The sequence below is a fragment of the Streptomyces collinus genome (assembly GCF_031348265.1).
GTDB lineage: Bacteria > Actinomycetota > Actinomycetes > Streptomycetales > Streptomycetaceae > Streptomyces > Streptomyces collinus.
Genome location: NZ_CP133771.1, coordinates 7,847,357 through 7,859,420, shown reverse-complemented (window position 1 = coordinate 7,859,420; position 12,064 = coordinate 7,847,357). Strand labels below are relative to the sequence as shown.

Here is a 12,064-nt window from a genome sequence, read left to right as displayed (position 1 = left end):
ACTTACGGCGCGCGACGCCCAACGACTTACCCAATCCTTCCCCCACCACATTCATAAGCGACCCATCACAGAGCCTGCACAGCCAGCCGGAAGGACTCACCAGAACCTTTACCGATGGTGGCGCCCGCAATAATCGCAGGATTCACGACAGTTACACAAAACCCTCATCGCTCCGCAACCAAAGCTACTTGTGCCGGTGACGTGATCGAGATACAGGAGCGACGATCCGAACTCCCGTCCGGACGACTCTCGGCTCTCATCCGGAACAGCTTCGGCCGACAAGACGCACAGGCTCCGACAACACCGCGCGAGCGCTCTCGAAGTCGGCCAGACGGGCCGCGACCGTGGCGACGGCGAGGCGTTCCGGGAGGGCAGCGGAGAACTTGAGGCCTCGTACGGCACGCTGGTCCACGTCGGGTAGGACCAGGCTCTCGCCGACACTCTCGCGAGCCGCACGCCAGTCGGCGGGGGTGAGGTCTTCGCGCAGGCGCAGCCAGCAGTCGGTAGGGCGTTGCAGAGGGTCCGTGACCGACTGCAGAGTTGCCCCGAGGGTGGCGTTGGCGCGGTAGCCGGCCCAGGTCCACCAGCGCACGTCGCTACCGACGCGCGTGATCAGCGTGCCGTCCAAGTGCACCGTGTCGGGGGCGTCGCTCTCGCGCTGTTCGGCCAGGCATGCCTCGGCGCGCCGGGTGAGCGAAACGGGCGGATCCGCACCGAGCAGCACCTCGCGCATGGCGCGGGTGAGGGCATAGGACAGCCCGGCGATGCCGCCGTTCATCCACTTGGCGATGCCGCCGCCGTCTGCGGGTTCGACGAAGACGCGTTTACGCAGCCAGTCGATGTACGTCACCTGCCAGCTGCGTCCGCCGAGCAGCAGACGCCGGGGCCCGGGACGTTCCTCGGTGAGCACGCTCGGGTCGGTGCGGCCGATCTCCGTGCGTCCGGACAGCACGGTGAACTGGGGTGGTGCGGTGAAGGACGCGGTGAGTTCGATGAAGTGCCGCCTGCCGAAGCGGCGTTCGGCCTCGGGACCGACGAACAGCAAGCCGCCGTCGTCGTCGAGGAAGCCCTCCTCGGTGAGGTGGCGCAGGATGGGGGCGGCGGAGCGGTCGAAGGGGGCGAGTCCGTTCCACTGCCGGTCCCACAAGTGGTCGCCGAGCTTGTGCTGTTGAAGTGTGACGGCTAGGAGCTGCTGGGCGACGAGGTGGCGCGGCTCGGGCGGCGGGAGGACCGGTTCGACCCAGCCGCGCGACCACAGCAGCAACAGGCCGGCCGCCTGCAGCAGTGTGTCCTTGCGGGTGGTGAGGAACAGACAGTTGCGTACGGTGCCGGAGCGTCGGCCGGTACGGCCGATGCGCTGCAGGAACGAGGCGACGGAGGCCGGTGAGTCGACCTGGATGACGCGGTCCAGGTCACCGACGTCGATACCGAGTTCGAGGGTGGAGGTCGAGACGATGACGCAGTCGCGGGCCTCAGCGAAGGCCTGTTCTGAGCGGGTGCGTTCGTCGACCGACAGGGAGGCGTGCGACAGGAAGACGGTCACCTCGCGGGCCCGGAGCGCAGCGCCCAGTTGTTCGACCTGGGCCCGCGAGTCACAGAAGACGAGCCGTTTATCTCCCCGGTGCAGGGCCGCGATGAGTTTGGCGGCGTTGTCCAGGGAGCCCACGTAGTCGAGCTCCACCTCTCCTGCTGGCTTGGGGAGTTGACTGGCTGGGGCGGTGCCGTCGTGTCCGGTTGCGCCGGGAGCGGGCGGCAGTTGCAATCCGGGGGCGACGACCTGCCCGGTACGGCTTCCGGCGCCCGCGCCCTGCAACCAGTGCAGCAACTGCTCGGGGTTGCCGACGGTCGCCGAGAGTCCGATCCGCTGGATGGGGCGGCCGGTGACCCGCTCCAGTCGTTCGAGCACGGCCAGCAGGTGCCAGCCCCGGTCGTCGCCCGCGAAGGCGTGCACCTCGTCGACGACGACGGCCCGTACACCGCTCAGCAACCGGGCGTGATCGGTCTTGACGCCGATCAGCATCGCCTCGAGCGACTCGGGCGTGGTGAGGAGGATGTCCGGCGCCTCGGTGCGGATGCGCTGCCGCTGGGACTCCTTGGTGTCGCCGTGCCAGAGCGCGGCGCGCCGTCCCAGCCACTGGGCGTACGCGTCGACGCGGCCGACGAGGTTGTTGAGCAGCGCCTTGAGCGGGCACAGGTACAGGACCGAGGTGCCGGTCCACTTCTGTTCGGTCATGGCCGACAGGAGGGGGAAGCAGGCCGCCTCGGTCTTGCCGCCCGCCGTGGGCGCGAGCAGTACGGCGTCCTCGCCGCCCATGAGCGGCGTGATCGCCGCCCGTTGGAGGGGACGCAGGTCGGGCCAGCCGAGGGTGTTGACGATGTGGTGCAGGACGACGGGGTCGAGCCGGTCCAGCACGTCGGCCGGACCGTCGCCGTTCGCGGTGTCGCCGACCAGGTTGCCGTCCTCCGCCATCACAGCTCCAGGTCGAAGTCGTCGGCCGATGCGGGATCGCCGGAGACGGAGGCGGCCAGGTTCCTCTCGACGTCGGTGAGTTCGCTGCTCGCGACCGTCAGCCGGTAGTGCTGCCGGGGGTCGAAGTCGTCGAACTGGTCCACCCGGTCCAGGACGTCACCGACGAGCTTCTTCAGGAACAGCCGGGGTGCCACACCGACCTTCCCGCCCAGCGCCCCGCCGACGGCCCGCGCGAGGTCGGCGACGTAGGCGTCGTCGACGACCGTCTTCACGCGCTCGGGCGCCTCAGCGGCGTCCGCGTACAGGTCGCGGATGGTGATGCCGAGGCCGACCAGAGACTCCTGGCTGAAGCCGGGCAGCCGGATCTGCACGGCGCGGGGGTTGTCGAAGCGCGGATCGGTGGTGAAGTCGGTGGCGAGCCGCTGAGCAAGTGGAGCGAGACGCTGAACGCCCTGCTGACCGTCGTAGAAGGCCGGCGTGCCGGTGATCACCAGGTACAGGCCGGGGAAGCGCCCCGAGTGGACCTCGTCGATGAGCTGCCGCAGCGCGTTGAGCGCCTTGTCGCGGGCGTCCGACCGGACCCGCTGCAGGGTCTCCACCTCGTCGAGGACGACGAAGAGGCCGGTGTGCCCGGAGTCGCGGAGCACGGTGAGCAGGCCCTGCAGGAAGCCGAGCGCGCCGAAGTGGTCGAGGTCACCGCGCACACCCGCGGACCGGCGTGCGGCGGCGGCCACGTGCGGCTGGCCGCCCAGCCAGGCGAGCACGGCGGCGGCGGTGGCCTCGTCTCCCTCGGCGAGTGCCGTCCGGTAGCCGCGCAGCGCGGTGGCGAAGGACGGCGCGTGCCGGGACACCTCGGCGAGCCGGGCGACGAGGAGCTTCTCGACCTCTTCTGGCAGTGCCTCCTCGGTCACGCCGGCGGCGAGGGCGTCCTCCTCCAGCGCGTAGAACCAGGCGTCCACGACCGGCCGTAGCGCGCTGGGCGGGAAGCTGGGCGTGGTGAGCCGTTCGGTGAGCCGCCGGTAGACGGTTTCCAGCTTGTGCAGCGGGGTTTCGTTCTCCGAGATCTGGATCTCGGCCACGGCGAAGTTGCGCCGCTTGGCCCTCTCCCCCAGCCACCGGGTGAAGAACGTCTTGCCGGACCCGTACTCACCGCGCACCGCCTTGAACACGGACCCGCCGGACGCGACGGCGTCCAGTTCCGCGTCCAGAGCCGCCTCATAACGGTCGAGTCCGGTGGCGAGCAGGTCGAGCCCGCTCTCGGGCACGGCCCCGCGGCGCAGGGCGTCGATGACGGTACGGCGGCGGGCGGCGCTGACCTGGGCGGGGCGCCTCGATCCGGTGGTGCTCACGGGGACCAGTGTTCCATCTCTCTGTGCACCAGGACCTCGGCGAGAGATCGCAATGTCCGGTTTATGGGCATGTGAGTTCGAGGGCGTCACCGTACACGCCGCCGCCCTCACCGTTCGGGACGATCACGGTGCAGGTCGACTCCGCAGCCGTGGCGTGCTGCCAAGCAGTGTGGGAAGCAGCGTAGTTCGTTCGGTGTGTCATCAGGCGACCTGCCTGTGAGTTCGACTTGCAGGGAGGCTACGATCCGGCTCAGCGCAGTCGGCGGGTCTCAGGAACCCATCCCTTGCGATGGGCCCTCCGGTCTGGGGCACCTCGGTGCTGATCACACGGGGTGCTGGGGATCGGTCCCTGTGCTTGCACAGGGTGGCGGAGGGATACAGCGGACCGCCCGCCTGTCGGGCTTGGAAAAGCCACACTCAAGGTGAGGCTCGCCGACTGCGTATCACGGGGAGGGACGAGGCGGTTCGGTGACGACGACAGACGACTTCGCGGATCTCACACCGGACCAGTTCCTTGAGGCGGTGGTCAGCGGCTCGATCTACCCTTACACCGAGCACCGAATACCCAAGCGCCGCGGCGGACGGCGGACCTTGCACGCCCCGGTCCCGCGGTTGTCCGAGGTGCAGCAGGAAATCTTGGCCCGCCTGGAAACTCTTCCAGCCGACTTTCAGCCACACCCGGCAGCGTTCGCCTACCGACGTGGCCGCTCGGTCGTGGACTGCGCTGCCGCCCATCTGCGAGCCCACACCGTGATCCGCCTGGACATCGCCGACTTCTTCGGGAGTATCCGGGAACGGCACGTCCACGCCGCTCTAAAAGACGCCTGGACTCAACCGGCGGAACGCGGATACCGGCTCGATCTTGCGGAGAACGACGAGGGCCGCCGGGAGATCGCCCTGCGTCGTAACGGTCGCACCCTGGGCACGTACACCACGGCCCGGCTGGTCACCGTGTCACCACCGGAGCCGAACCACACCTGGACGAACCGTGGCACCGGGCGTCGCACCGTGCGCCTGGAGGCCACCGGACAGGACTTTTCCGTCCGCCGGCCCGGCCTGATCCACAAGCACACCCGCGAGGGGTTCCTGCCGCAGGGCGCTCCCACGAGCGGGTACCTGTCGAACATCGTCATGCGCGACGTCGACGAGGTCGTCACCCACCAGGCCGAGTCCTTAGGGTTGCGCTACACCCGCTACAGCGACGACATGTACTTCTCGAGGCGTGCGCTCGTTCACCACGACGACGTCGTCCGTCTTATGGCCGGAGTGAAGCAGGCCCTGGAACCGCTCGGCATGAGGCTCAACACGAAGAAGACCTATGTGGCCCGTCCTGGTGCGCGCCGCAGCGTGCTCGGCATCCTCGTCGATGGTCCCGCTCCTCGTCTGACGCGCGAGTACAAGCGCCGCATCACCAAACATGTGCGAGGGGCTGCGTCGTTCGGTATCGAGCAGCATCGCCGTCACCAGAAGTTCAAGGACCTGGCCGAGCTGGACGCCCATGTGACCGGACTGCTGTCGTTCGCGCACATGGTCGAGCCCGGCTGGGCCGATACACAACTCGCGGACTGGAAACGGCTGCGCGAGATTCCCCGCGACCACGAAGAGCCGGTGATCGTGCAGCACGGGCTCGATCTGCCCTGGGACGAGGAGGTTGAGGTCTCCCAGGCAGACCTGGCCAAGGCCTCGATCGACGACCTCGTCCGCGGCGCCCAGCGCTATCGCTCGTCCTCGGACTACCTGCAGATGCTTGAGTTCGTCGGCCGGTTCAAGCGGTATGCACCGTTCAACGCCATGGTGGTCCACATACAGAAGCCGGGGGCACGCTACGTCCTACCTTCCTCCGAATGGACGTCGAAGTACCGGCGGGTGCTCAAGCCCGGTGCCCAGCCGCTGATGATCTTCCAGCCCCGTGGGCCCTACATGCTCGTGTACGACGTCGGGGACACCGAAGCCCTGCCCGGTGCCCGGCCTCTGCCCAAGGGGATCACCGCACCGGTATCGGTGTCCTCTCGAGTCGGTGAGAAGGTGGTCGCCGAGGTCTGGCACCACACCGAGACGAACCTCGCACCCCTGGGGATCCGGCTCACCCTGGTCGACCACGGGGCCTCCTCCTGCGGAGGCACGTACCGCAGCAGGTCCGGCAGTGCTGTCGAGCGTCCCGGCAGCAGGCCTGGGGACCGACCGGAGACTTACCCGACGTTGTTCGAGATCGAGGTCAACCGGAACTTGCCTCTGCTGGACCGGTACGCCACGCTCGCCCACGAACTCGGCCATCTGTTCTGCGGACACCTCGGCGCAGGCCCTGGGGAAACCTGGCCCGACCGGTACGTGCGGCCTCTCTCGGACGAGGATGCAGTGAAAGTCCATGCACGCAACGAGGTTGAGGCCGAGTCCATCGCCTACATGGTACTCAAGCGTCTGGACCCGGATGTCCGGATGGGCGACTACATCACTGGACATCTTGGCCCCGACCAGCAGGTTCCCGAGACCGTCGCCCTCAACGTCACGTTCAAGGCCGCCGGCCTGATCATCGAGATGGGCAAGAAGCGCATCCCTGCCGCCAAACTCCAGAAGCCCAAGAAGTGATCAGGGTCCTCGACCTTGTACGACGACGCGGGAAGACGGACCGCTCAATGTCCTGATCCTCCGGGACGTCCAAGCACGACCTGGCGGGGCGCGGGGGCTCGCCTGCAAGTGGGAACCCGCAGAGGCAGCATTGTGACCCGGCGGCCATTACTTACGGGGCGTCGGTCTGGGGGTCATCGTCCCAGTCGGTCGCCAGTGCGGCCGGCAGCGGCAGCCCGTACTTGTCGCACAGGAAGCGGGTCTGGCAGTACCGCTGGGCGTCGGCGGCCACCCTGCCGAGGACCGCGGCGTTCATGCCGGCACCGATGAGGACACCCACGAACGGCACGACCTTGGCGACATTTTTGACTGGCACCCTGGAGCCGGCGGGGCCCAACTGCTGCATCAGCTTCTCAAGGGCGGCCAGAAGGCGGTGATCCTGGCGAAGCTTCTGTGACCACTTCAGGCGTCCTTTCACCGCGTTCGCCGCCTGTGCGGTCTCACGCAGCGGCTTGGCTTTGGCCGCCTGCGCCATGAAGGACCGCTGTACCAGGCGTTGGATGAATTCCTGCTCCTTGGGGTCCTTGGCGTCGTAGCCGTAGGAATACGCGATGCGCGATGCGATCGACGTGCTGAGGACCTGGATGACGAGGATGTCCGCTGTCATCGCGACGGGGATGCCAGCGACGGGGACCATGGCCAGCAGGCCCATGGCACCACCTTCGAACGCGCCGGCGGTGCGCCACCTGAGGGTATTGCGGGACAGCAGCCGGTCGCAGACCTTGAGATCCTGCTGCCGTAGTTCGGTGAAACTGTCGAGTTCGAAACCTTGCTTGCGGGCGAGCTTCTCGACGTTCTTCGGGTCGTTGAGCTCCATGGCCCAGTCGTTGACCAGCTCGAGCAACGCTGCCGCGCCTGCGAGCGCCGGTCGCATGGCCTTGTCGGCGACCGCGTCGCTTGCGCGACGGATCGGTTCCGTGACCGCCTCCGGCACAGCGTCCGTAACCCGTCTCACGGCGTTTCCCGCGACCTCACCGGTGCGACCGAGGGCGGCGCTCGCCCAGTTCGGCAGACCACGGCGGTTGTTGCGGCGCTGCCAGTGCTCGTTGAGCGTGTCCCACACCTGCCCCTCGTACTCACTCATCGGAGTTGCACCGTCGACGAGTGGATCGGCGTATGTGCTCATTGAGGTTCTCCATTTTCGACTGTGATCGCCGGGTCCACGATGCCTGCCAGCCGACACGTGGGTGAAGCCGCAGTGTGGGGGTCGGTGTGCGAAGCGCGGGTGACTGAGATGCAAGATCTCCTTCAAGGAAGGCCGGTCACCACACACTGAATCGCATGATCTAGGAGCTCGGACGCATCGCGCAGTAAAACGGCCACATACGCCGGGAGTATGTCTACCCGGGCGACGAGGCAAAGCGGGATGTGCTGGCCGACGCTGCCCGCACCGGCAACTGGCCCCGTGCGGCTGAGTACCGCTCAGGCGGAGGTCGCAGTCGGACAACACACGGGTGGTTTTCGGCCATGCATCTTGGACTGTCCGCGCAGTAACCCTGAGGGCGGCACAATGGCTCCGCAGACCGACACCGCGTTCCCGGGGGACTCATTGACTCGCTCTTCATGCGCGCACCTACCAGCAACCTGCTGGTTGCGGGCTCCTTAGAGCTCGTACGCGCATCGCTGGGAAGGACCACTCACCTCGGTGAGTCGTGCCCTCTTCCCGCTAGCGAGCCAACAAGTCAATGGAGGAACGGTGTCGACCAACTCGACCCATCAGGCGTGCCACCACCCGGCCCGTGACATCACCATCGTCGCTCTCGTCTCCGGTGTGGTCTCTCTCGGCACTGCCGTCACGACGATGGCGTTCGATGTCAGCCCGTTGGCGACTCTCACGAGCAGCGGTGGTGCGTTCATCGCCGTCCTCAGCGCGGGGATGAACGTGCTCAACCACGTGAAGCGCAACAACATGTAGCAACTTCAGGGGCGGCCTGCTGGAAAGCGGGCCGCCCCTGTCTGCGGCATCCCGCCACAGGCCGCGGTGAGCCTGCTGCCGCTCTCTTCGAAGCCGTGGGTCTGCAACCTCAGATGCACGGTGCTCACGGTGATCTCGCTCTTCGGCGTACAGGTTGACGGTCACCGCAGAGCGCTGCTGGAATCACTCTCTGTACGCGTGACAGGTGAGAAGAGAGACACATGGCGGCACTGGACAATCTGAAGCTCAGGGACGTACTCGCGGATGTCGCCTCCGGGGCGTTACAACTGCCCGACTTCCAGCGGAACTGGAAGTGGGACGACGACCGGATCAGGGCGATCATCGCGACAGTGACGCTGGACTACCCGCTCGGCGTGGTGATGACGCTGCAGACCGGTGGTGCCACCCGCTTCCGTTCCCGCACGCTCACCGGGGCCCGCCCCGAGGGCGATCCGAAGGCGGACCTCCTGCTGCTGGACGGACAGCAGCGCCTCACCTCCCTCTTCCAGGCACTGTGGCTGGACGCCCCGGTGGAGACGTCGGACTCCCGCGGCAAGCCGATCGAGCTGTGGTACTACGTCGACATCGAGAAGGCCGTCGGACCGTCCGCCGACCGCGACGATGCGATCCTGTCCGTCCCGGCGGACAAGGTCCTCCGCACCGACTTCAACCGCACGGTGGTACTGGATCTGAGGACCGAGGAGGCCGAGTGCGCGGCGGGTCTCTTCCCTCTGCACCTCGTTTTCGACGCCCAGCGCGTCAACCAGTGGAAGAGGAACTACATCAAGGCGGACGAGGAGCGGAACTGGGACCTGTGGGGCCAGTTCGACGACCTCGTCCTCCAGCAGGTCCGCGCCTTCCAGGTCCCGATGATCCGGCTGGCCGCCTCCACCTCCATGGACGCCGTCTGCGCCGTGTTCGAGCGCGTCAACACCGGCGGCGTGCCTCTGAACGTCTTCGAATTGCTCACCGCCACCTACGCCGGTGACCCCGAGTACGTGGAACGGACCGGGGACTACTACCAGCTTCCCGAGGTGTGGCGGGAGATCAAGCAGGCGCTGGCGTCGAAGTACCCGGTCTTCGGCCGGCTGGACAGCGGCCTGGAGAACGGCCTGAGCAGCATCGACTTCCTGCAGGCCATCGCGCTGGTACGCACCTGGGAGCGCAAGGAGGCGGGTGTCGGGGCCGCGGTGTCCTGCAAGCGGCGCGACCTGCTGGACCTCCCGCTGGCCGACTTCGTCCGCCTGGCGCCCGAACTGGCCGAGGCCTTCGCCTGGGTGGGCGATTTCCTGGAGCGGCAGTGCATCGTCCGGCCCAACGATCTTCCGTACAAGACACAGCTCGTCCCGCTCGCGGCCGTCCGCGCCATTCTCGGCGGCGACGAAATGGAGGGCCTGGGGCCGGAGGAGAAGATCGAGCAGTGGTACTGGTGCGGGGTCCTGGGTGAGATGTACGGCGGCTCGACCGAGACGCGCTTCACCCGGGACGTCGAGCAGCTCGTCGACTGGATCCGGCAGGAGGACCGCGCGCCCGACACGGTCACGGACGCCTTCTTCTTCACCGAGCGGCTCGACACCCTCACCACCCGCAACAGTGCCGCCTACAAGGGGATCTACGCCCTGCTGATCAAGCAGGGCGCGGTCGACTGGCACTACACGGACGCTCCGCTCAGTCCCGGGCGGCTCGACGAGTACAGCGTGGACGTCCGGCAGATCTTCCCCAAGGCCTGGTTCCGCCGGGGCAACAGCCAGGGTCTGCCGACGAGCTCGATCGTGAACAAGACCCCGCTGTCCTACCGTGCCACGATGGACATGATGGGGGCTCCGTCCTCCTACCTCTCCACCCTGATCGCCGCCTCCGACATGCGCCCCGAGTGGTTCGACGACGTGATCGCCACCCATCTGATCGATCCGGAGACGCTGCGCGAGAGCGACTACAAGCGCTTCTACACCGACCGCTCCCGGCAGTTGCAGGACCTGGTGCAGTCCGCCATGGGCAAGCGCACCATGCTCCGTGACCTGTCGGAGGGCGACGCCCGATGACCACCAGGCCCAGCGAGAAGGACCTCGCAGCGCTCAAGGGCAGCACCGTGCCCGTGCAGGAAATCCTCGACCTGTTCCAGGTACGGGTCCGCGATCACCGCACGGTGCACTTGATCTCGCAGGCGCTGGCGGACTCGGGACTGACGACGCTGCCGGATTTCGCGGTCTGCGGACTGCGCAGCAGTGTCGACGTGGTCCCCATCGCCTCCGTCCCCGCGCAGGCCGGGCCCGTCGAGACCGAGGCCGGGGAGGAGGCGGACGAGGCCCTCCCCTCACTTCCCCAGCGGTTGCTGCTCGGTGACATTCCGTCGGCCAAGCGGGGCGTGCGCGGCGTCACTCTTGGCAACTCCCTGGCACACGCCACCTTCTTGATGCGTACCGAGAGCTTCTCCCAGGTGCCGGTGACTACCGGCATGGCGCAGATCCACGGCGTGATCACCTGGGGTTCGGTGGCCAGGATGTACGAGGCGGGCAAGGCCGCCACGCTGGAGAACGCCATGGAGAAGGACTCGCTGCCGGTCGCTGACGCTCGACAGGAACTCTTCGCCGCCCTCCCGGTGGTCAAGGAGCACGGTTACCTGCTCGTGCGCGGCGACGACGGCTGCCTGTCGGGCATCGTCACCGCCGCGGACGTCACGGAGCGCTTCGAGGGGTCGGCAAGGCCCTTCTTCATCGTCGGGGAGATCGAGTCCCTGCTGCGCCGCTGCCTGGGCGCGGCCCTGGACGAGGAGTCCGTCAAGGCCGTCCAGACGAACAAGAAGCCCGAACACCGCACCGGCCAGGTGTCGGACCTGATGTTCGGCGACTACCTGAGGCTCCTGGACGGCGACCAGACGAAACAGTCGCTCGCCGAGCGCGCCGATCTCAACTGGGAGGCCCTGAAGTGGCCGAACATGCCCCGCGAGCAGTTCATCGGCCGCCTGAGGCGGGTGAAGGACATCCGTAACCGAATCGCCCACTTCGACGAGAAGCCGCTCCCCAAGCAGATGATCGAGGAGCTGACCGCCTTCGCCGCACTGTTGCGGGCGTTCGTCTCCTGATCGCGCGGTCCCGCCGGACCATCCGGCTCACGACGGGTGCGTGATCTCCGCCCACACGGTCTTCGTGTGGGCGTCTCGCGTCTGGCAGCCCCACTCGTGGGCGTACGCGGCGACGAGAAGCAGGCCCCGGCCCGTCTCCGCCTCCAGCACGTCGAGGTTGGTGGGCGTGGCTGCCGTCTTCGGGAGGCGTTCCGGGCGGGTGTCCACGACCTCGATACGGACTCCGCCCGGAAGCCGTGCCAGCGACAGCAGGAAGTCCCGGCCGGGCAGCCGGCCGTGCGTGATCGCGTTCGCCGCCAGCTCCGCCGTGACGGCCACGGCGGCGTGCGAGGTCTCCGAGTCGTACGGGATCCCCCAGGCGGCGAGCCGCTCGGCGGTGAGGCGGCGGGCGAGCCGGGCACCGCGTCTGGTGCTGCTGAAGCGAACGGTGAACTGCTCGGTGGAGGCGCGGCGTTCGGGAGTGGTGTCGGCCAGTCTCATGCGGTGACCGTCTCGTCCCAGCCACCGTCCCTGCCAGGTCGGAGAGTGGTAGCCGATCGCGGGTACGGCTCCGGTACGGGTTTGTACGGCCGTTGTACGAGCCCGCACCGCGCATCGGTTGAACCGCGGCGTCGTTGAGCAGG

8 protein-coding genes are annotated in these 12,064 nt (G+C 67.6%); 4 read left to right on the top strand and 4 right to left on the bottom strand.

All coding sequences use genetic code 11. The features are described 5' to 3' along the window. Window positions 1-256: 256 nt before the first annotated feature. Both RFN52_RS35335 and brxD read right to left on the bottom strand, forming a co-directional pair. Window positions 257-2,470: a DEAD/DEAH box helicase gene (locus RFN52_RS35335; protein WP_184852663.1), complete on the bottom strand. Its 2,214-nt coding sequence runs from the start codon at window positions 2,468-2,470 to the stop codon at window positions 257-259. After that, window positions 2,470-3,819: a BREX system ATP-binding protein BrxD gene (brxD, locus tag RFN52_RS35330; RefSeq protein ID WP_184852660.1), complete on the bottom strand. Its 1,350-nt coding sequence runs from the start codon at window positions 3,817-3,819 to the stop codon at window positions 2,470-2,472. The genes RFN52_RS35335 and brxD overlap by 1 nt, the downstream gene beginning before the upstream one ends. Before the next feature lie 468 nt (window positions 3,820-4,287). On the opposite strand from brxD, the gene RFN52_RS35325 reads away from it, so the two are divergent. Next, window positions 4,288-6,405, top strand: a complete 2,118-nt coding sequence (locus RFN52_RS35325; protein ID WP_184852657.1) for an RNA-directed DNA polymerase — start codon at window positions 4,288-4,290, stop codon at window positions 6,403-6,405. A 151-nt stretch (window positions 6,406-6,556) separates the two neighbouring features. On the opposite strand, the gene RFN52_RS35320 is transcribed toward RFN52_RS35325, so the two are convergent. Beyond that, window positions 6,557-7,570, bottom strand: coding sequence for an EcsC family protein (locus RFN52_RS35320; RefSeq protein ID WP_184852654.1), 1,014 nt, complete (start codon window positions 7,568-7,570; stop codon window positions 6,557-6,559). Window positions 7,571-8,140: 570 nt separating this feature from the next. Here RFN52_RS35320 and RFN52_RS35315 point away from each other — a divergent pair. The 3 genes from RFN52_RS35315 to RFN52_RS35305 all read left to right on the top strand — a co-directional run bounded on the left by RFN52_RS35315 (window position 8,141) and on the right by RFN52_RS35305 (window position 11,441). Further along, the gene (locus RFN52_RS35315) at window positions 8,141-8,359 is read left to right on the top strand and encodes a hypothetical protein (protein ID WP_184852651.1); all 219 of its coding nucleotides are present in this window, start codon (window positions 8,141-8,143) and stop codon (window positions 8,357-8,359) included. A gap of 221 nt (window positions 8,360-8,580) precedes the next feature. After that, on the top strand, window positions 8,581-10,401 hold the full coding sequence (locus tag RFN52_RS35310; RefSeq protein WP_184852648.1) for a GmrSD restriction endonuclease domain-containing protein: 1,821 nt from the start codon (window positions 8,581-8,583) through the stop codon (window positions 10,399-10,401). Continuing rightward, window positions 10,398-11,441 carry a CBS domain-containing protein gene (locus RFN52_RS35305; protein ID WP_184852645.1) on the top strand — a complete coding sequence of 348 codons (1,044 nt, stop codon included), beginning with the start codon at window positions 10,398-10,400 and terminating at the stop codon, window positions 11,439-11,441. Before RFN52_RS35310 ends, RFN52_RS35305 begins: the two co-directional genes overlap by 4 nt. Window positions 11,442-11,468: 27 nt before the next feature. Here RFN52_RS35305 and RFN52_RS35300 read toward each other — a convergent pair whose 3' ends face one another. Continuing rightward, window positions 11,469-11,921, bottom strand: coding sequence for an ATP-binding protein (locus tag RFN52_RS35300; RefSeq protein WP_184852642.1), 453 nt, complete (start codon window positions 11,919-11,921; stop codon window positions 11,469-11,471). Between the last annotated feature and the right edge of the window lie 143 nt (window positions 11,922-12,064).

What these genes read in the sequence shown, in the direction of transcription:
- RFN52_RS35305 (WP_184852645.1), top strand. Translation starts at nt 10,398, where the DNA reads ATGACCACCAGGCCCAGCGAGAAGGACCTCGCAGCGCTCAAGGGCAGC.
- RFN52_RS35310 (WP_184852648.1), top strand. Translation starts at nt 8,581, where the DNA reads ATGGCGGCACTGGACAATCTGAAGCTCAGGGACGTACTCGCGGATGTC.
- RFN52_RS35300 (WP_184852642.1), bottom strand. Translation starts at nt 11,921, where the DNA reads ATGAGACTGGCCGACACCACTCCCGAACGCCGCGCCTCCACCGAGCAG.
- RFN52_RS35320 (WP_184852654.1), bottom strand. Translation starts at nt 7,570, where the DNA reads ATGAGCACATACGCCGATCCACTCGTCGACGGTGCAACTCCGATGAGT.
- RFN52_RS35335 (WP_184852663.1), bottom strand. Translation starts at nt 2,470, where the DNA reads ATGGCGGAGGACGGCAACCTGGTCGGCGACACCGCGAACGGCGACGGT.